General features: G+C 50.2%; 15 protein-coding genes and 1 pseudogene. 14 read left to right on the forward strand and 2 right to left on the reverse strand.

Features of this window, described 5'->3' with window-relative positions; genetic code table 11:
• Nucleotides 1-583: 583 nt before the first annotated feature.
• Together D3H35_RS13875 and D3H35_RS13880 are read right to left on the reverse strand one after the other, a co-directional pair.
• Nucleotides 584-1,423, reverse strand: a complete 840-nt coding sequence (locus D3H35_RS13875; protein WP_119147786.1) for a 1,4-dihydroxy-6-naphthoate synthase — start codon at nucleotides 1,421-1,423, stop codon at nucleotides 584-586.
• Nucleotides 1,420-2,133 (reverse strand): futalosine hydrolase, encoded by a 714-nt coding sequence (locus tag D3H35_RS13880; RefSeq protein WP_119147794.1) that lies wholly within the window; start codon nucleotides 2,131-2,133, stop codon nucleotides 1,420-1,422. The genes D3H35_RS13875 and D3H35_RS13880 overlap by 4 nt, the downstream gene beginning before the upstream one ends.
• Nucleotides 2,134-2,374: 241 nt before the next feature.
• On the opposite strand from D3H35_RS13880, the gene def reads away from it, so the two are divergent.
• The 14 genes and pseudogenes from def (at nucleotide 2,375) to ltrA (ending at nucleotide 21,047) form a co-directional block, all read left to right on the forward strand.
• The gene (gene def / locus D3H35_RS13885; RefSeq protein WP_119147790.1) at nucleotides 2,375-2,893 is read left to right on the forward strand and encodes a peptide deformylase; all 519 of its coding nucleotides are present in this window, start codon (nucleotides 2,375-2,377) and stop codon (nucleotides 2,891-2,893) included.
• Between the two features lie 142 nt (nucleotides 2,894-3,035).
• Entirely contained in the window at nucleotides 3,036-4,352 is a 1,317-nt protein-coding gene (locus tag D3H35_RS13890) for a uracil/xanthine transporter (protein ID WP_119147791.1), read from the forward strand.
• A gap of 73 nt (nucleotides 4,353-4,425) precedes the next feature.
• On the forward strand, nucleotides 4,426-5,235 hold the full coding sequence (locus tag D3H35_RS13895; RefSeq protein WP_119147792.1) for a GNAT family N-acetyltransferase: 810 nt from the start codon (nucleotides 4,426-4,428) through the stop codon (nucleotides 5,233-5,235).
• 18 nt (nucleotides 5,236-5,253) lie between these two features.
• A complete protein-coding gene (locus tag D3H35_RS13900; protein ID WP_119147793.1) occupies nucleotides 5,254-5,766 on the forward strand; it encodes a GNAT family N-acetyltransferase in 513 nt (170 codons plus the stop codon).
• Nucleotides 5,767-5,907: 141 nt separating this feature from the next.
• Nucleotides 5,908-6,282 (forward strand): DMT family transporter, encoded by a 375-nt coding sequence (locus D3H35_RS13905; protein ID WP_119151155.1) that lies wholly within the window; start codon nucleotides 5,908-5,910, stop codon nucleotides 6,280-6,282.
• Complete coding sequence (locus D3H35_RS13910) at nucleotides 6,282-6,596, forward strand: DMT family transporter (protein WP_119149920.1); 315 nt, start codon at nucleotides 6,282-6,284, stop codon at nucleotides 6,594-6,596. The genes D3H35_RS13905 and D3H35_RS13910 overlap by 1 nt, the downstream gene beginning before the upstream one ends.
• 755 nt (nucleotides 6,597-7,351) lie before the next feature.
• Nucleotides 7,352-7,720, forward strand: coding sequence for an RHS repeat domain-containing protein (locus D3H35_RS13920; RefSeq protein ID WP_119149922.1), 369 nt, complete (start codon nucleotides 7,352-7,354; stop codon nucleotides 7,718-7,720).
• Nucleotides 7,717-7,884, forward strand: a complete 168-nt coding sequence (locus tag D3H35_RS30775) for a hypothetical protein (RefSeq protein WP_158594107.1) — start codon at nucleotides 7,717-7,719, stop codon at nucleotides 7,882-7,884. The genes D3H35_RS13920 and D3H35_RS30775 overlap by 4 nt, the downstream gene beginning before the upstream one ends.
• A 41-nt stretch (nucleotides 7,885-7,925) precedes the next feature.
• A complete protein-coding gene (locus D3H35_RS13925; protein ID WP_119149923.1) occupies nucleotides 7,926-8,552 on the forward strand; it encodes a hypothetical protein in 627 nt (208 codons plus the stop codon).
• 733 nt (nucleotides 8,553-9,285) lie between these two features.
• Nucleotides 9,286-9,450, forward strand: coding sequence for an IS3 family transposase (locus D3H35_RS32425; RefSeq protein ID WP_267901391.1), 165 nt, complete (start codon nucleotides 9,286-9,288; stop codon nucleotides 9,448-9,450).
• 390 nt (nucleotides 9,451-9,840) lie between these two features.
• Nucleotides 9,841-12,381, forward strand: coding sequence for a hypothetical protein (locus tag D3H35_RS13940; RefSeq protein WP_147355837.1), 2,541 nt, complete (start codon nucleotides 9,841-9,843; stop codon nucleotides 12,379-12,381).
• Between the two features lie 263 nt (nucleotides 12,382-12,644).
• Nucleotides 12,645-18,914, forward strand: coding sequence for a polymorphic toxin-type HINT domain-containing protein (locus D3H35_RS13945; protein WP_119149926.1), 6,270 nt, complete (start codon nucleotides 12,645-12,647; stop codon nucleotides 18,912-18,914).
• Nucleotides 18,915-18,929: 15 nt separating this feature from the next.
• A complete protein-coding gene (locus D3H35_RS30780) occupies nucleotides 18,930-19,211 on the forward strand; it encodes a hypothetical protein (RefSeq protein ID WP_158594108.1) in 282 nt (93 codons plus the stop codon).
• Between the two features lie 445 nt (nucleotides 19,212-19,656).
• Nucleotides 19,657-21,047 (forward strand): annotated as a pseudogene (gene ltrA / locus D3H35_RS13955) (group II intron reverse transcriptase/maturase).
• Nucleotides 21,048-21,556: the final 509 nt, after the last annotated feature.

Below are 21,556 nucleotides of genomic sequence, written 5' to 3' on the forward strand. Positions count from 1 at the left end.
AACCCCGGTAACCCGCCCACAGCCGGTTACGAGAGCGAAACGAGTGTGAGCGGACCCCGGTAACCCGCTCGGAGCCGGTTACGAGTGTGAAATGAGCGTGTGCGCACCCCGGTAACCCACCCACAGCCGGTTACGAGTGTGAAATGAGCGTGTGCGCACCCGGTAACCCGCTCGGAGCCGGTTACGAGCGCGAATCGAACGTGTGCGAACCCCGGTAACCCGCCCACAGCCGGTTACGAGAGCGAAACGAGTGTGAGCGGACCCCGGTAACCCGCTCGGAGCCGGTTACGAGTGTGAAATGAGCGTATGCGCACCCGGTAACCCGCTCGGAGCCGGTTACGAGTATGAATCGAACGTGCGCGAACGCCGGTAACCCACCCGCAGCCGGTTACGAGAGCGAAACGAGTGTGAGCGGACCCCGGTAACCCGCTCGGAGCCGGTTACGAGCGCGAATCGAACGTGTGCGAACCCCGGTAACCCACCCGCAGCCGGTTACGAGTATGAATCGAGTGTGCGCAAACTCCGGTAACCCACCCACAGCCGGTTACGAGAGCCGTCGTACCGCGCCGCCAACCCATTTCCCTCAACGAAGAAGAGCCGGGTCGATCACCGGTACGAGGCCTTCCGCCGCGGCGCGGCCGAGCAGCGCGGTGACTGCCGCGTATCCGTCTTCGCCTAAACTTGCCGTGAACTCGTTCACGTACAGGCTGATATGAGCCTTGGCTACTTCAGGATCCATCTCTTGCGCGTGTTTCATGACATAGTCCCGGGATGCTTCCGGGTGTGCCCATGCATACTCGACGGAGGCTCGGGCCCATTCGGCGATAGCCTCGGCATCGAGCGAACGTCGGGCAACGATGGCGCCAAGCGGAATCGGCAATCCCGTGTCGGCTTCCCACCAGCTGCCCAAATCGGTCAGCAGCGTTAGGCCATAGTTCGGGTAAGTGAAGCGCGCTTCGTGAATGACAAGCCCGGCATCGATACGGCCGTCTCGTACGGCGGGCATGATTTCGTGAAAAGGCAGGACGACGATTTCGCCCAAGCCGCCGGGAACGTTCTGTGCGGCCCATAGCCGGAACAGCAAATAGGCGGTAGAACGCTCGCTCGGTACCGCGACGCGACGTCCGGCTAAAGCGGCGGGGTTAGCCGACAAGTCGACTCCGCCAGCCGTCAGCACGAGCGGGCCGCAGCCGCGTCCAAGCGCTCCTCCGCATGGAATGAGACGGTAATCGGACAATACCCACGGCAGCGCGGCGTAGGAAATTTTCAGCACCTCGGGTCCTTCGCCGCCGGCCGAAAGGCCGTTCGTAATGTCGATGTCCGCATATTGAACATCCAGCTTCGGAGCTCCGGGGATAAGCCCGTGCACCCAAGCATGGAAGACGAAAGTGTCGTTAGGGCAAGGCGAGAATGCAATATTCATCGTAATACCTCCGGAAAGTTGGAAAATGCGGCTTCCAAAGCCGTAAGAGCGTCTTTGATCCGCCAAGCGGCGCGGTCGCGGGGACCGACGGGGTTCGAGACAGAACGAATTTCGAGCGCAGGCACCCCGACGTCATGCGCGGCTGCCGCGACGCCGTAGCCCTCCATCCCTTCGGCTGCTGCGCCAACAACCCGCGCAGCTCTGTCGAATGCCGTCTCCGCACTCCCGGTCACCGTCGACACGGTCAAGATCGGGCCCGAGCAAACCGTCCACCCTTGCTCGACGAGCTTATCGGCCCACGCTTTTGCCAGCCCCGACTCTACCGCAATACGTGAGGCCCCAAAGCCCAGCTCGTCAACGCTCAAATAACCGTCGGGCGTCTCGGCCCCCAGATCGGCGGCAACAATCTCGCTCGCCATAACCAAAGTTCCGACCTCGGCGCGTTCGACAAATCCTCCGCCAATCCCCGCGCTAACAACAAGGCTATACCTGCCGCGAGCGAGCGCTCTCGCCGTGCGAGCCGCAGCAAGCGCCGGTCCGACGCCCGCCAGTTCCACTTCAAATTCGATTCTGTCGCCAGACTCAGGCAAGCCCGTGTTACTTTTAACATCGAATTTGTCGCCCCTCTCGCCAAGACCGCGCAAGACGGCGTCCCTCTCCGCATCGACCGCGGTCATGATGAGCACTCGAGTTTTATTTTCCGATAGCATGATTACCCTTCTTTCTTCGAATCCCGCAAACAAAAGCTCTCCCTCAAAAGTATTCCTATTACTCACAAAAGTAAAGCGAAGGAAGACTTTACAACCCATTTATGCAACACGGTTCGTCACGCCGCATGGCGGAGCCCGAAGCTAATTCCTAATGAAATAGACGGGCGTCTTGCAGTATTATGGTACGAGGAAGAACGTATAATTGAATGCTTGAATACCGAAAAGCGAAAGGGGCAGCAGCATGTCCGTTAAAACTATTCTCCCGTTCGGCGAGTCGATCCTGCGCAAGAAAGCCAAGCCCGTCGATGCCGTAACGCCCAAAATCATTCAGTTGCTCGACGATATGGCCGAGACCTTGTACGCGACCGACGGCCGCGCCGGACTAGCCGCGCCGCAAGTAGGCATCCTGCGTCGGGTCATCGTCATGGACTGCGGCGACGGACTCATCGAGCTCATCAATCCGCGAATCGTCGAGCGGTCCGGCGAGCAGACGGGAGCTGAGGCTTGTTTGTCTTTTCCCGGCTTTTACGGGCACGTCCTCAGGTCCAATTATGTTAAAATCGAAAGTCTGAACAGGGCGGGAGAGACGTTCGAGCTTGAAGGGGAAGGCTTCCTCGCCCGCTGCATCCAGCACGAAATCGATCATCTGGAAGGCATTCTGTTCATCGATCACGTTCAAACCCCTTGGTTGTTTCACGAACAGACGCAGGAGCGCATCGGTCTTCTCGACGTTGTGAAGCTATCCAATCAAGGGCTTTGATAGACCTGAAGGGGAATCGACAGAAGAAAGCAGGCGCAACCTACGGAAAATAACGCGACAGTCGGGACATATAAAGCCGGTACCGCCAAGATCGGCTGCCGCTAGCAGCTCTTACGAGCTATGGAAGGAACGAGACAGCTAAGTGAAACCAGACCTCTCACCCAAAATCCTGTTCGCAGGCATCCAATGGATGTTTTTTATTTTGACCAACACGGTTGTCGTTCCATTGACGCTGGGACAGGCTTTTCACCTGCAGCCGGAGCAAATAGCCGCTTCCGTGCAAATGTCCTTCGTCCTGACCGGAGCGGCTTGCGTACTGCAAGCTTGGATCGGGCATCGCTATGCGCTCATGGAAGGTCCCTCAGGCGTCTGGTGGGGATTGACGCTGAGCTTGGCGGCAACGGCGGGCGCAGGCTCCGGAGGACCCGGGCTGGCGGCGGTCGGCGGCGGACTTGCGGCAGGCTACTTGCTGTCGGCGCTGCTGATGGTTGCTCTCGGAGCGCTTGGCTTCGTGAGCGTGCTGACCAAGGTGTTCAATCCGATCGTCATAAGCGTATTTCTATTTCTTCTGACCGTTCAGCTAGAGATGAACTTTTTTTCCGGAATGCTCGCCGTTGACGGAGAGGGACGCCTGAATCCTTCCATTGCCGCATTATCGGCAGCTACGGCTCTGTTCGTCGGCTTGCTCTACTTGAAGGGGAGAGGATGGATCAGCAACTTTGCACTGCTGCTCGGCATGATCGTCGGCTGGATCGTTTTCGAATGGCTGTTTCCCGGATACAGCTCCCGACACGCCCCTCCTCCGTCCCATCCTTCCGCAGAAGCGGCATTCGCCTGGTTTCCTTGGGGAGCGCCCCGGATTGAAATTGGAATTATGATCACCTCTTTCGTCGTCGGGCTGGTCAACATGTCCAACACGGTTACTGCCTTATCGTCGGCGGAAAAACTATACAAGAGGAAGACCACCAACGCACAGTATCGGCGCTCGTTCGTGCTGACCGGAGCGTTCAGCGCGCTATCGCCGGCGTTCGGACTTCTCCCTTTCGGAACGTTCGCTTCGTCTCTCGGCTTGCTGGAGAGTACGAAAATTTTGAACCGTTCCGCGATGGTTATCGGCAGTGGCCTATTCTTCCTCTTCGGACTCGTTCCGCCGCTGGGGGATTTCCTGTCGGAAATGCCCCTTAGCATCGGCAGCGCGGTGCTGTTCGTCGCCTATTTGCAAATGTTCGGCACGGCCGTCCGAACGATACGCGGCCAAGCCTTCGACTCGAAAACGATCTACAGGCTGGCGCTTCCGATTCTGCTAGGCATCTGCATCATGAATGTGCCTGCGGAAGCATTCTCCGTATTGCCCGTCTATATCCGGCCTCTCCTCGGAAGCGGTCTGATCGTCGGCATTGTCGTATCCGTCTTGCTGGAGACGACGGTCAATTGGCAGCGCGAAGAGCGGGAAGATTGACAGAGGCAGGCGGCATCCCTAGACTTAGAGGCAAATAGGGGCGGAAAGCTCGTGCGAGGGGGAAACGTTGCGAATGCTCGAGAAGATGCCGGCTGACGATACGCTGCTTCACGAGCCTCCTTTTACCGATGAGGAGGTTCCGTATAATCTTTTGTTTCGGATATGCGATTCCAACGACGCTCTGCGTCTCAAGCGCTCCGACGGAAGCTTGATATATGCGCAGAATCCGGGCCTGAACGGCTGGCTGTGGATGCAGAGAGACTTGTCCGACGAAGAGGCGCAAGAGCGGCTTGCGGAGTTAATCGAGTATCTGGGCGACAGACCGGTTCCCGGAGTGTGCGCGCGCCCGGCTACGGCCGATTTTTTTGCTCATGCGTACGCGGCGGCGCGCGGTTATTCGTATCGGACGAACATGATGCTGGAAGCTTATCGGTGCGAGGAGGCCGTCAAGCCGTTGCGCGTAAAAGGCAGTCTCCGAAGCGCGCGGCGAGACGACGTTCCGAGGGTGGCGGAGTTTCTGGCGGAGTTCGCTTTCGACGCTTTCGGATTAACGGTCAAGCCGTCGAGTCAAGTGGAAGACGCGGAATCGGCCGTTGCGTCCGGCGGATTGTATTTGTGGCAGGTTCAAGGACTTCCCGTCTCCATGGCCAGCATTGCCCATCGCTCGCGAAGGCATGCGCGGATCAATGGCGTGTATACCCCGAGGAATCACAGGAAGAACGGCTATGCCAGCGCGCTGGTCGCCGAGCTGAGCGCGGTCGCCGCCAGCGAAGGCCGAAACGCGATGCTGTACGCCGACAAGAGCAACCCCGATTCGAACAAGGTATACCGGAATATCGGGTTCATCGAGAGCGGGAACATTAAGGATATCAAGTTTTCATAAGGAGCGCCGGAGCCTAACATGATCAGAGAAGCCCTCGAACGGGACTTGCCCGCTATTTTGGACATCTACAACGATGCCATTCTGAACACGACCGCCGTCTATACCTATGAAGCGCAAACGCTGAGTCAAAGAGAGCAATGGTTCTGCGAAAAACGGGAGGCGGGCTATCCGGTGCTCGTATTCGAGGCGGACGGGGAAGCGGCGGGCTTTGCGACGTTCGGGCCTTTTCGCGCGTGGCCGGCGTACAAGTATACGATCGAGCACTCGATCTACGCGCACGGCGGCTACCGCCAGCGGGGAATCGGGACGGCGCTGCTGAAGGAGCTCATTCGAATCGCGGAAGAACGCGGCTATAAGACGCTTGTCGCCGGGATCGACGAGTCCAATGACGCAAGCGTTCGAATGCACGTAAAGCACGGTTTTTCTCATGCAGGGACGATCCGGAACGCAGGCTACAAATTCGGGCGGTGGCTGAACCTGGCTTTTTACGAATATGAGCTGGCGGGTCCGAGTCATCCGGTGGAGAAATAGGCGAAGTATCGCGCTATTTTGTCGGAATTCGCACATACAAACTAGAACCGGCATGAGGGTCGAAAACGGACCTTGGGTCGGTTTTTTTGTTACCCGAATATGGAAATCAACGTAGAAGAGGAAAAAGGGGGAACGCATGTCATGAGCGATACGCAGCACACGGACAACAGCAACGCAAAAGCCAATCCGGCCAGCCGGAACCGGGCGTGGGCTTACGTGCTCCTCGGCGGAGCTTTGGAAATCATCTGGGCTTCGGGATTCAAATACGATGCGGTACCGATGATTGTGGTCATCATATCGTTATTAGTCAGCTTCGACCTTATCGTTCGGGCGACGAAGGTTCTGCCGGTCGGTACGACTTACGCCGTATTCGCCGGGATCGGAACGGTCGGGATGGTAGTCGTCGAGGCAGTGGCCGAGGGCGGGGAGATCGGGCTAGGCAAGGTCGGTCTCGTACTTTTGCTGTTGCTGTTTATTATCGGCCTTAAGCTGACGAGCGGAAAGGAGGGGCATTGATGGCTTGGGTGTACTTGATAATAGCGGGAATGCTTGAGGTTGTCGGGGTAATCGGCATTAAGAGGACAGCGGTCAAAAACAATTGGACGAACAACCTGCTGTTGATCGGAGGCTTCGTGATCAGCTTCCAGTTTCTCCTCCAAGCGCTCGACGAAATCGCGTTGTCCACCGCGTACGCCGTCTGGACCGGCATCGGTTCGGTCGGGGCCGCGGTGGTGGGGATGCTGTTCTTCAAAGAGTCGAAAAGCAGGCTGCGAATGCTTTGCATCGCCGGAGTGATCGGCTGCGTCGTCGGATTGAAGCTGATCGAATAGGCTGACAAGGATGCAGCCTAGGCAGCCTGCAATCACAATTGGAGAGCCTTCGTATCGAACAGCTCGGAATGCTAGTCGGGTCGGCGGCATGACGACTACGGACGTCTACTGTGGCAGGAAGATGCGATCGGCAACCGGACACAATTTCAGTATGACGCTTGGAGTCGCACGGATCGGGTCACGTATCCAGACACCACATTCTCTACAACTGCCTACAACGATATTCAGAAAAAAGTGACTTCTACGGACGCTGTAGGAAACGAGTCGATAACCACTTCGGATATTGTAGGGAGAACTGTCAAGCAAGAAGAGAATAAGCCCGGGGGACTCGTCACCACGTTAGCGGAGAATGTCTACGATTACGCCGGCAATGTGCGTGAATCGAAGGACGCGAAGCAGCAGTCTACCTTCTATGGGTACAACTTCTTGGGCCAGCTTACAAGTGTTACGAACGCGAAGCAGGAGACGACGCATTATAGTTATAACATGTTGGGGCAGCAAATTCGCACGACCTTCCCAGATCAAACTTTCATTGTGAAGAAGTACGACGGGCTAGGGCGTTTGATCAAACGGCAGGACGGCAATAGCAAGAAGGCTACCTATGCATACGATACGAATAACAACATGGTCTCTCAGAGGATCGGAACAACAAGACATTTGCATTCGAGTACAACAACCGGAATTCCCAGACGAAGAAGATCGCCTCCGACGAGACGATTTCGTACACGTATGACTTGGCAGGCAAGCGTCTTACGATGACGGATTCGACCGGGGCGACGGTGAACCAATATAACCCGTATAACGGGCTGCTCACCAAAGTCACTTATCCGGACAGCAAGTCCATTCAGTACAGCTATGATGTGAATGGCCGTCGAAACCAAATGATCGATCCGTTCGGCGGCAACGTGTATTACGCGTATGATGCCCTGAGCAGGGTTGCCGACGTAGGCACAGCAAGGGTTGCCGACGTAGGCACAGCATACAATGACTATGAAGCCGAATATACGTATTATGGCAACGGTTTATTGTTGCAGATTCAACGCAAAATGACGTTTCAAGCACGTACACGTACGACGGTCTTCAGCTCGATACGCTCACGCACCGGAAAGCTGACAATACCGTGATTCAATCATTCGACTACAACTACGATGCGAACGGCAATATAAATCAACGTATCGAAAATGGGACGACGAATACGTTCGGGTACGACGCACTGAACCGGGTAAAAACATCCAATCAGTTCGCGGAAACCTACGAGTATGACAGCCTAATATGCACAGCAATATAAAAATTTGTGATGAATGATACACAATCCAAAGGGGAACGAATATGCAACTATGGTTACGGCTTCTACTTGTAGCAGTAATAATATTTTGCGCTTCATCCTTTGTTTGGTTTCTTCTAGGTTCAACAGCTTATTTCCAACGGAGTATGGATATTATCGGAACTACCGCATTTTGGGGTGCGGCTGTACCTGTTCTTTTGTTTGTTGGATTATTTATTATTCTGCTTATTAAAGGATGGAAGCCAACGAGCGGAGGACAATATGCTGCGATCTCTATTGGGCTATTAGTATCTATACTACTCTCAGTCGTATTAATTCAAAGTGTCAGCACAAACGGATGGGCAAATGAAAAGATTGAAAGTGATTCTGTCAAAGTTACGGCAGATAAAAAGTATGAATATCGAATCGAATTAATTAGTTTATTTCAAAAGAACGGTCATGCACGACTGTATTTAAAAGATTCAGGTTCGGGAACAGAAACCTACATTCCTGTCGATATTCAGACAAGAAAGATTGTAGGACTTGGGGTAAAAAAGGTAAATCATTGGGTCATGCTAGAACCAACGGACACCGAATCTGAATATATTCTGTATACGACAAAAGAACTTGGCATACCTGAAGAGAAATTCAAAATAGACATCATAGCAGGAACATCAAATGGAGTTAATTAACCTTCATCGACCACAATGCGACTATCCCTTGAACTGTGACCCGTAAGATGGACACTTGAAAAAAGTGACCTCTTACGGGTCTTTGTATTTTAATCAAACTATCGAGTTAACACGGGGAATGAACATCATGAGGAATATCAGAACAGGATTTACTGAAACGGAGATCAAACTGCTGGAGTCCAATCCAAATGTAAGCCGTGTATTGGGAAGGAACATCTCGTATGCTCCAGCGTGTAGACTCTCAGCAGTGCAAGCATGCCAAGCGGGAGAGCCGCCAATGGAGATTTTCTTGAAAGCAGGCTTTAGTATCGAGTTTATCGGTCAGAGAACACCTATAGAGAGCCTCTATCGCTGAGGGAGACCTACGCTAAGTACGGAGAGGCAGGTTTACTTGAAGAACGCAGAGGCATTGGAAGTACGGGTAGACGATCAAAAACGGAATCATCAGCAGAAGAGAAGCTGAAACAAGCAGCAGCTCGGATTAAACTCCTCGAAGCGGAGAACGAGCTCTTAAAAAAGCTAGAAGTGCTCGAAAGGCGATGGCTAAAGCAATGCAAGAACATCGTACATGTCCTAATCTTCTGGAGCATTCGTTTGATCAAGGAGAACCAGAGAAAATCCTCCTTACAGACATCACGTACATACGCTATGGCAGCGGTCAGTGGGCCTATCTTTCTTGTGTGTAGGATGGTCATCGCCGAAGCTGGGTTTAAACTGCTGGGACAATGCGTCTATGGAGACGTTCTTTGGTCATATGAAGGACGAGCTTAACTACAAAGACTGTAAATCTCATAAAGAGCTACGTCTACGGGTTAATGAGTACATGACCTATCCTTTAAAAAAGATGACTCCTGATGAATACAGGAGCCATCTCCTAGCTGCTTTAAGACTATGGTAACCATTTTTCATTACTGTCCATATATGGGGTCACAGTTCAGTTGGAAAGCATGCTTGAACCGATTAGCAGCACACAGACTCGCTATACGGGATATACGCGCAATGCGCAAGGCGGCATCACGCAGACTGCGGTGAGGGAATCGAGTGCATTCGAAACCTTGCTGCAACAAATTGATTGCGAAAATTTCGATTCTTACGGCAATATACTACGAGTCAAATATCTTGGCATCTGTCGTTTGCGTGTTTACATACGCCTGTTTTTGCCTGCCCGATTACAATGTTCGGCATCGTTCTTTGATTAATTACAAGATCTATATCCTTATATTGCCTCTTAAAGATTTGTTTGGTATCGTGTAAAAGCATATTTATACCAAAATAAGGTGGGAACAAGATGAGAAGGAGCTTAAACAGAGGTTTGATATGGATCATGGCGGCGGTGCTGCTCTTTAGCATGTCGGGGATATGCTCGGCGCAGTCCGCAGGGGGTGCCTCCTTTGATGCGAGAACAGTTGCCCCAGCTTCGGAGATCTTCGGCTCTCCGGCGATAGCTCGCGATCTGTCGAAGGATACTTCCGGCAAAGGCGGCGTGAAGGTGGCGGTCCCAGTTCCGGAGACGGAAGCTTCGGGTGCGGCCGAAATGAAGTTTAGTCGGGATCGATCGCTAGTCGGAAATCAGTCAAGCAAGGTCAAAGAGGACGTCAGCAAGCGCACGCGAAACTCGCGTACGTTCGTCCGGGCAGACGGCTCCGTGCGGGTGGACCAGTCGCGGTATTCGGTGAATTACTTTTCCGGTAAGGAATGGCTTCCGATCGACACGACGCTGCGAGCGGACACCTCCATCGCCGGCTTTAGTTACAGCATGCTGGCCAACCAGTTCAAGGTGCGGCTGAACCATGAAGCGGGGAAGGCAGCTGTCTCGTTCGCGATCGGCGATCAGGCGGTGACGTACAAGCCCGTTGGTATGAAGGCGGTCAAAGGCGTTGTCAAGCAGGATACGATCAGCTATCCGGAAGCGTGGGCCAGCACCGATCTCGTCTATCAGGTTCAGGACGACGAGTTGAAGATGGAGTTGCTGCTGCGCGACGCCAAGGCACCGAAGGTTTTCGGATTCGAGATTCAGACCCAGGGGGTGCAATACCGCATCAACGCCGATCAATCGGTCGACTTCCTGAATGCTGATGGACAGCCTGTCTTCAAGATTCCTTCGTTCTGGGTGCAGGATTCCTCCAGCCCGGATCGCCGTTACGATCGCCTCGAGGTGAGCATCGTCGAGAGCAGAGGAAAAACAGTGATCCAACTGAAGCTGAATGACGAGGGGCTGAAGTACCCGATCATTGTAGACCCGTCCACTGCGGCCATCTACAACACTGTCAGCAGCGGCGGCAGTTATTATTTATACGACAATGGCGGGCGTCTCTCCCAGACCGTCTCATTGCTGGGCACGGTTGATTATCTGTACGACCTCAACGGCAATCTGCTCCGCAGGACCAAGTCCAACAATCTGCTTGTGAACGGAAGCTTCGAACTTAACACCGGCACGACCGGCATTGCAGATGGCTGGAACCCGATCTATCTTACCCCTCAGACGGTCAGTTCTCCGGTAACAAGCGGTCAGAAAGCGCAGAAGTTGACTGCAAGCAACGTAATGAGCGGTTATTATGTCGGCATGTCGCAGCGCGTGCGAGTCGACGGCGGCAAGCCGTTTATCGCTAATGCCAGCCTTAATATCGAAGCGCTGTCCAACGCGACCGTTTATTTGTATATGGACTTTATGGACAGCCAGAACAATTGGATCGGCAATAGCGGCGATGCGTACTCCGGTACGACAGGAAGCAAATATATAACGATGACGACTACAGGCACGGTTCCCGCCAACGCGACGTACGCGGATGTTTACATTATGGTACTCGCCAATGCCAATTACGGTTCGGCCACTCTGTATGTCGATCAGATGAACTTCCGCTACGATTCCGAGCCCAACCTGCTGACGAATCCGGGCTTCGAAGGCTACTCGGGTCTTGGCGGCACAGCGGACGGCTGGATCAAGTTGTCTAGTGGCAGCACGCCTTACATTCAGGTGGTGAACGAATCCGTCAGCGAAGGGTTGCGCTCGCACAAAGTGTTCGATTCGAATATTCCGAGCGGCGCAATTTCGGGCATCTATCAGAATGTTAAAATGTCGGGAAATGCAGCTTACAATTTGAGCGCGGTATTCGACACAGTTGCCCTTACGAATACCAAGGTTCAGCTGTTTATCGATTTTTTAAACAGCCAGCATCAGTATATCGGCAACAACGTCACGGAGAATACATTGCTCGTACCGAATCTAGCCCTGTCGTTGAGTGGCACTACTCCGCCCAATACGGCGTATGCAATCGTCTACATCCTGCTCCGCTCGACGGGAACGGGAGGGACCGGAACCATATTCGCAGACATGGTCAACCTGAAGTACACCTCTGCGCCCAACAAGGTGGCAAACGGAAGCTTTGAGGTCGCCGGTACCGATCCGAAGTTGGCGGCGGGCTGGCAGAGAGCCGCCAGTATATTCGACCTTGTCTCTTCTCCCGTCCTGAGCGGCAGAAGGGCCCAGAAGCTAGCAGGCTCAGGCATACCGAACGGATACGTCGTGTACGTATGCCAGTCGATCAAGGTGACGCCCGGCGCCCTCTACTCCACCAGCGCCAACGTCTATGTCGAGAGTCTGACCAACGCCCTGGTCCGTCTCCAAATTAATTTTTTCGACGTCCAGGGCCAAGTGGTTGGGGTGAACTCTATGGTGTCCACTACCGTCGGCAACTCGTATGACCAGATTTACCTGAGCAACTATACTGTTCCGTCCAATGCGGTTCGGGCGAACGTTCTGATCGTCTTACAGCCCATTGCCGCTAGCGGTAGCGGCACGGTTTATATCGATGATGTGAAGTTTAATTAGGACGTACGGTTACTACTCAGGTTAGGAAGGAGAACTGTCCGCGAAGTCACACCAGACCGATTTTCCAGCTTCGTGTGAGTATTAAATTGTGTATGTAGTGAACAACAATGTTTCTATCCAAGGGCGATGTCCCTCTTCTGTTTTATGATTCGACGAAGCTTCTAAATTCTTGGTCTTATACTGCTTTTGTCGACGGCACTATTTTCGCAACACTCAAGTCATTAATATTCTAAATTCGAATACATTCAGGTGGAGTGAAAAAGTTGAAAAATCGACTGTCTAAAAAAATAATTATTTCTTTTCTATTTGTAGTTGTACTCATCCAATCGAGTCTTCCGTTTGGCAACGTGTATGCGGCCAGCAGCAACAGCAAGGTTTTATCGGTTAACGGATTGAAGGAAGTTCCTGTTGACGATATGGCAGAAATCAATCCGTTTGAAGGCACAGAAATTACAATTACTGATAAAGACTCGAAAAACGAGCTTACTCAAAAAGTTTCCGCTTCTAAAAGCAAGGCTGATAAGGACAGACAAACAGCAAAGAAAAACCTGTCTTCCGATATCTACAAAATCGGAGCCTACTACTATCCCGACTTTTTCGAAACGTTAAGCGACACGGAAAAGCTGGAAGTACTCGATTGGAATTACGATATCGTCCAACAAAAAATGGCTTCTCTGTCCAATAAGCAGAAGCAACAATTGAAAAGCTATGCGCCGATCGCTTACGAAGCGTATTTAAGCACGCTTCCGGAAGCTACGTCCAATTCGTCAAGCCTTACAGAGGAGCAAGAAGAGGCGTATCGCGAGCATGTGCGAAATATTATGAAAGATTCCCAGGAGCAGATAGAGCAGAAAACGAAGGAGCTTCAGCAAACGAACCCGGATAAATCCAAAACTTCGAAATCCAATGAACGCGGCGAAGTTCGCACGCTAGCCAGCTCCCAGTATACAATTAACGAGCGAAAAACGCAGTATAACTACAAGGTTAATTCCGACGAAGTTGTCGATCCGTTGTATCGAACGGCTAACCAAAAGTCTGTCGACTTGTTTCTGAACGGCAAAAAGGGGTTAGATTTTTCGCTAGTACGCACATACAACTCGATGAACAGCAAACTGTTCAGCCCGCAGATGATTGCTTATTACGGGGATAACGTTTATTCACAAGGTTCGAAGAATTATACTACGAGCATTAATGATTCAGTCATCGCAAACGACCCTAATTTTATTGCCACTGGATGGTCGTTGAATATTCCGACAATGTCGGTTCAGTACATTGAGGCAGATCTTAATTCCATACGCAGAACGAATGCTTGCGCGTCTTCTACTTCAACGGAAGGAAGTTGTGAAAGCGTTTGGTATATTTTTTTTCCAAACAAAGTAGATGGCGTTGATAAGGGCTATGATAAAGTGACTTTTCAACTCGATAGCGGCAATTCTGTCGAGTTCAAAGATTTTTACGGTGCAATTGGTTTAAGCGATTATACGAAAAAAACGTTATCAGCAACCGAATATCCTTATCAGAACGTTACGGCATACAAACAAAGAAACGCAAGCTTGTCCGGTGCAGTTGAATACGTTATTTCCATCGATAATGAAATTTTCTATACGTTTGACGCTTCCGGGAAAATAAAAAGCAAGAAGAACGAGTACGGAGATCAGATCACCTATACCCATACCGAAAATGTACTGACTATTAAAGATTCCTACAATCGAGACATCGTCATTCAACGCAATTTGACTACCAAGAATGTGATGGGATTTTCAGCGTCAATCGGCAGTACCGCCATCAAGTCCGGACAATACGTTGTCGAGCGTAAAATAAAGGATTCGGCTTTGTTAAAACACTTCGGAGTCGATACTAATATAGCGAACTCTCCTTATTGGACATTGAACAGCGTGACCTATACTGTCAAAGGCGAAACTAAAACTATAGCTAGTTATACTTATAAGGACTTGTCATTGGACACGGCTGCAGATTTCAATCTCGGCCCCCAAGGGTACTATTATTATGCGCAATCCGATGCTGAAGCTACTGTTCAACATCCCTTCTGCAGTTGTACGAAAGGCCAGAATAATGTAATTTTATGGAACAACGACGGCATCGTTGATAATTTCTTTGAAACCGTCCAGGTAGAGACCCGAAGAGCGGAGACGTACGGTGAAACGATGTATTTGCTTCTCAACACCGTTACTCTTTACAACGGATTGGAAATTCAGTATACGTATGACAAATATATTCGTGCTTGGCCTACAATTTCGCTTACTACAATCGGAAATCGTGAGCAAACTCGCGGCACTACGCGCCTGTTCATGGATCAATTTGCGTTGCAATACATTTCCTATCACGCTGTTAATCAAGTCAATTACAAGTACACTCAGGATGGAGTAACCAAAGTACTGACGGATACTTATATCAGCTACAACAAAGTAAAGAACTACCCTATCAATGAAGTGCTGAAAAGTCACAATTCCATGTATGGCGACACGAACTATCGTCTGCATCTCGCTACCCGTTACGGACATCAACAAATCATCGAGACCCGCTCGCCCGGAACCGAGTCGGGTAAAACTCGAAGCAGTTATCAAAAATTTGAAATACACGACAATATCGCTAAATTCCGTCATATGAATTTAACGGAGACTTGGACGGAACAAGGGACCGATTATAACCCATTCAGCGCGATTGACACGGCAAACCAGATCCAATATGAGAATGATAATAAAGCCAATACGTATTACGGTTACGAGTACGATGGTCTGAATCTTACTTCGGTCTCAAACAAAGGCTCCGCATCGAACAACAGTTTAAGTACGCTTGTTCAGGATACGACTTACGATACGTGGGGAAAGGTTCTAACCGAAAAAGACGCCAAGAATAACACCGTTACTTACGAGTACAACGGACCAAACCATCATTTAAGCAAGAAAACGCAAATTAGCGCCGACTCTGCTTACAAGGGAATTGAAGAATACGAGTACTACCCGGCTAACGACGCGAATGTCAACCGCCGCAACGAATTGAAAAAAACGACGATAACCCAGCAATATCCTGATCCTAACCTTACAGGTGTAGTTAATAGCGATACGATAACGACCGAATTTCTGAACTACAATGCAAATCGTCAGGTTATCTCGACCAAAGCGTCTTCTAGCGGCGCGCAGTTTGGTCAATCTTCCGTGAACACGGAATCTGAATTTACGTATACAGCGGTCGGTCAGTTAGATACGGAGAAGGTAAAGGTTACTCTCAAGGAAGGTAGTCCGCAATCCAATGTCATTGTCGATTATGATTATGATGCGCAGGGACGGCTTATCAAAAAAACGTATCCGGACGGTAACTACGAGGAATTTGAATACGATGCGCTGGATCGAACGAAGCTTTACAGAGTTAAGCCGGTGAACAAACCCGAGCGGGTTACCGCTTATACGTATTCGGATTCCAGTCGTACATTTACTACGCTAAATCCGGATGGCACCGAGAGTATTTCCACATTCACGCCATTTGGACTTGAAATCAAGCAGCAGGTCAAGAAGGACTCCGATGTCCGATTGATGTTAGTCAACGAGACCTACGACGGTCTGAATATTAATAAATCCAAGCCCTACGGCGATGCAGCTTATGCAACGACGTACACTTACGATTCGCTAGGCAGAATCAAGACAACCGTTAACCCGGCAGCGGAAACGACCACCTATTATTATTCCAATAGCGCGAAGAACTTGGCCACGAACAAATCTACGCTGCAGAATACGGTAAAAGCCGTTCAGCCGGATGGAAAAGAAGAAATTTCATACTATAACCCGTTGGGCGAGCTGGTCAAGGCGACGGCAACGACCCCAGACGCAGCTAAAAATATCATTGCAACCTATACTTACTCGAAGCTGGGTCAACTGCTCGAACAAAAAGCAACGAGCGGCGGAGTCGCCCAGACAACGAAATTCGCGTACGACAGTTTCGGTAATTTAATCAAAGTGAACGATGCCGAAGGTCAGACTTATTCTTACACGTATGACTGGATGGGAAATCTGATCCGCTCGAAAACGGGTACGAAAACGACCAACTACAGCTATAACGAGGCTGGCTGGAGAATGAAGAGTCTGGAGACAGATGACGTTCAGCAGACCTATGCCTACAAAATCAATGGACTGGTCGATTATTATGTTGATGCCAACGGCAAAAAGCATCAATACGAGTATTCGACTGCATACCAGGTGGAAGCGTATAAGGTTTACAATGGAAGCAATCAGCTCGAATTGTCCGAAACGTATCAATATGATCCTGTAACGTACCTGGTTAGCAATGAAACTAATTCCGCGAATGAAACCATTGGCTATATCTATGACAAGTGGGGCAACTTGGACACCTTCACGGTCGCGAACCGCGTGTACGACGTCAATTACGACTCCAATCTGCGGTTCAATTCGCTCAAATACCCGGATCAGTCGGAAGTTCTCTACACTTACGATACTTCCAATCGCATTAATTCGGTGAGCTACCCGGGAATGGGAACCATTACTTACGCATACACGAAAGGAAGCAACAACTCGTCCTACACGATTCAATATCCGAATAATAACAAGCAAGTAAAGCAATACGACGCATTCGGATCCGTTACGACGATGCAAAGCTATTTGAACAACAGCACGACGCCTAACTGGTCCGAGACCTACGGAACGGACGGATTCGGCAATATCAAGACGATCCAGAAGGGAACAACAACTCGTACGTTCCAGTACGATGCGTTGAACCGTATTAACTCGGAGACCGCTTTGTCAGGTCAATTGACGTACACCTATGACGATATGGGCAACCGCTCGTCGTTGTCTAACAGCTTAGCCATGCCTAGCGCCCCGGCCGGGATCGAGAGTCTCTCCACCTATACGGCTAAGAATCAGCTTGCAACTTACGCAAGCAACGGGGTTTCTTCGCAATATACGTACTATCCAAGCGGTCTGAGAGCAACGAAAAAGGTAGGCAGCGAAACGACTCGCTATATCTATTTGAACGGTCAGATTATCGAAGAACTCGATGGTTCGGGCAACGTGAAGGCTCGAAATGTTTGGGGCAACGAGCTGCTGTATCGTCAAGACAAGACGACCAACCAGCAAGGCTATTACTACTATAACGGTCACGGAGACGTCGTCAGCATCAAGGACGGCACCGGCAATCCGATCAACAGCTACGAGTACGATACGTGGGGCAATTTCACGAGTAAAACCGAGACGATGTCCAATCCATTCACGTATACGGGGGAAGTGTACGATAACGAGACGGGCTATATCTACCTCCGAGCTCGTTACTACGACCCTTCGATCGGTCGGTTTATTACGAAGGATACGTATGAGGGGCAATTAGATAATCCGTTGTCCCTAAATAACTATACGTACGTTCATAACAATCCGTTAATCAATATTGATCCGACAGGTCATTATTGTGTGTCTGCAGATGGTATGAATGCTCATTCTGGACTTTGTAAGGACGACAGTAATAAACCAACTAGACAAATAACAAAAGATACATCAATGATTAACGCTCTGCCGTATATAGTTGACGGTGTAGTGAAAGGTTACTATAACACAGAAGGTAACCTCGTCATGTTCCCTGAAGATAAGTGGGCTAATCAAACTTTTTGGAGCATAATAAGTGAAAAAGAATATAACGATCTATATGTCCTGTACGCAAGTTATTCCGGCTCCCCGCCTCCAACTACGAATACATGGAACAATTCAAATGCACCGAGCTTGAGATATAACGGTGGAAAAACAAGCGGTAAAAGTAGTGGTAAAGTAAGTTCATGCAACTGTTTTACAGCAGGAACCAAGGTTCAAACAGACGAAGGGGAGAAGAATATCGAAGACATTGAAGTCGGAGATAAAGTTCTCTCGAAGGATGAGAATAACCCTAATGGAGAATTGGCTTACAAAGAAGTAACTGGTTTATATCGAAACCAACGTGATGATATCATTAAATTGCATGTTGGGGAACAAGTCATCGAGACGACCAACAATCATCCGTTCTGGGTGGAAGGCAAAGGATGGGTCTTCGCAGATGAACTCCAAGTGGGCGATAAGCTTCAAAAGGCTGATGGAAGTAACCTAATGATTGACGAGGTAGAGTTCGTTAAATTGGATGAGCCAGTAACGGTTTACAATTTTACAGTAGCGGACTATCATACGTATTATGTAACGGATATTGGGATTTGGGTGCACAATACCAATTGCTCAATATTGAATTGGCGTTCTGGTTCTGCAGACCATGTTAAGCTTCACTTAAAACCCAATGCTAATAAAGATTATCACGGTGTGTTTAAAAGTAATAATCCTATTAGCGTGGTGAATCAGGCCTGGAATACTATTAAAAAGAGTGGAATGTTGCCGTTCAAAACGGAGAATGGAAGAGACATCTATAGAATACGTATTGATAATGTAGGCGTCGGCAGTGGGAAGTACGATAAAGGAAAAACTCTTAACTACTTAGAGATAATAGTAGATAAAGGCACAAACAATATGGTAACAGCATATCCTGCAATGTAATTAGGGGAGGATACTATGAAAGGGTTCATGCAGTTGTGGAATTTCCCGGTAGATACGTGCAAATTTTGTTTTCAAGGCTGGGTGGTCATAGCAAAAGAAAAGAGTAGTGGAAAATTATATGTTTATTGCAACGAATGTATGGTTGAGTGGGAGAGTCCTGAGAAATACTTGCAAAAATACAGTGGATCTTCCGAAAAATACGGGGAGAGTGAGGAACCTACGAAAGATGAGGTTTCTAACATAGGCTGGAAAAGGTATATTAATAAACAACTACAGGATAGATTATCATCAAATTAATATTAAGACCTTGAGGGCGGCAATCCTCAAGGTCTTTCTTTGTACGCCCAGCATGGGCGTCATCTATACGGTGAAAGTCCGGAATGGGGGCTGGCAAGCGCCTACCATAACCAGGAGCAAGGGTGTCCGCCGCGAGGCGGAATCCGAAGGAAGCTGGAGGCAAAAGCACGGCTCGAGGTACACGAATCCAATTTGAGGCGGTTGCAGTCGGATGAGTCACCAAGACATGACAAAATCCTAAGCTGCCAAAGGCTGTAGCCGTAAACTTGGGCGAGCGCGGGCGGAAAGATGGCGTTCTTATCTGGGGAGGCCTGCGGAGTACGCGAAGTACTTTCGTAACCGCGACTGAGAAGTCGCGCTGAGTCCGCAGGAGTCAGCAGAAGCCATAGTACGGGGTTGTTGCAACAGTCTCGGAAGGGCTGAACTTAAAGGAGAGAAGAAAACGATGCGTTCGCGCGAAGAGCAACGACAGCAGAATATCCCGCAAGGGAGCTCGCGGCAAAGGGTAGCGGTGAAACCGCAAGGGTATGCCGGAGCGCCGAGTTCTTCGTCGGCACAAACCGATCTTTCTTCTCGCGAAGGACAGAACGACTTACTGGAGCGGATGCTTGAGGGGAATACTCTCAGAGCCGCATTCAAGCGCGTAAAACAAAACGGAGGAGCACCCGGCATAGACAACGTGACGGTAGCCGAGCTACAAGCGCACGTATGGGAACGCTGGGAAACTGTAAAGACGGAACTCCAATCAGGTACATACAGACCGATGCCAGTCAAACGGGTGGAAATCCCAAACCCGGAGGCGGGGTACGGCTGTTAGGTATCCCAACCGTAATGGACCGCTTAATCCAGCAAGCCCTCATGCAAGTGATGACACCGATTTTCGACCCGCAGTTTTCACCGAACAGTTTCGGGTTCCGTCCAAGGAAACGTGCCCACGACGCAGTAAAACAAGCGCAATCCTACATTCAAGAAGGAAATCACTGGGTCGTGGACATGGACTTGGAGAAGTTCTTTGACAGAGTGAACCACGACATCCTCATGGCAAGGGTAGCACGGAAAGTCTCGGACAAGCGTGTCCTGAAGCTGATTCGCTCCTACCTCAATGCCGGAGTCATGGTCGACGGGACAAGGCAAGAGACGCTAGAAGGAACGCCGCAAGGCGGTCCGCTCAGTCCGCTCTTAGCGAACATTCTATTGGATGATCTGGACAAGGAACTGACGGAACGCGGCTTGAGCTTTGTGCGCTATGCGGATGACTGCAACATCTTCGTCCGAAGCAAACGTGCAGGTGAACGCGTAATGGCGTCGGTAATTCGCTTTGTAGAGGGGAAGCTCAGACTGAAAGTGAATCGGGACAAGAGCGTAGTAGATCGCCCATGGAACCGTAAATTCCTCGGTTTTAGCTTCCTAACCAACAAAGGCGCGACGATTCGGATCGCTCCGAAGAAACTGGAACAACTGAAGGAACGCGTAAGGGAGATAACCTCGCGTACGCGGGGAATCTCAATGGAAAGCCGGATGAAAGAACTCAACCGCTATCTAATGGGTTGGATGGGTTACTTCCGTTTAGCATCCGCAAAGACGCACTGCGAACGTCTCGACGAATGGATTCGACGAAGACTACGCATGTGTTTGTGGAAGCAGTGGAAACTGCCTAAATCCAGGCTCCGGAACTTACGCGCCCTTGGTGTTCCGGAGTGGGCGGCAAGAATGATGGCAAATGCTCGCCGCGGATGCTGGGAAATGTCCCGAAACATAAATAATGCCCTCAATCGCTCCTACTGGAGCGACCAAGGGCTGTTAAGTCTGACGACTCGTTATCTTGAAACTCGTTAACCTTTAGGAACCGCCGTATGCGGACCCGCATGTACGGTGGTGTGAGAGGTCGGGGGCTTGCCGCCCCCATCTACTTGATTTATACCCACCTAGTGCTTATTCCAAATTTCTTATTATCAATCTGGATACGATTTAGATTACGTTAACTTTAAGCAGGTGAACAATTTGATTAACTAGACCTTCGGATTGTGTCTTCACCGAGATGCCAATGTTGATCTAGGAATAACGAAGCATGGTAAGATTTTGCTCTTCGTGTTTGTCAAAATCTTCGACGAACAGAGGCTCCTATAGCGGGTCGGGTTTATCTATCTGCGAGACCGCTACTACTACCCTTCGATCGGGCGATTTATAGGGTTCATGCGAGGGGAGGTTGATAACCCACTATCTATGACTACGACGGGAAACTCGCTGTATTCCCACAAACTGGATGGACGAATCAAATGTTTTGGTATTTAAAGAGCAAAGATGATTTCATCAAGTACCTATGTTAATGGGAACTTAGCAGGTTC

This window comes from Cohnella faecalis (genome assembly GCF_003570905.1).
Lineage (GTDB): Bacteria > Bacillota > Bacilli > Paenibacillales > Paenibacillaceae > Cohnella > Cohnella faecalis.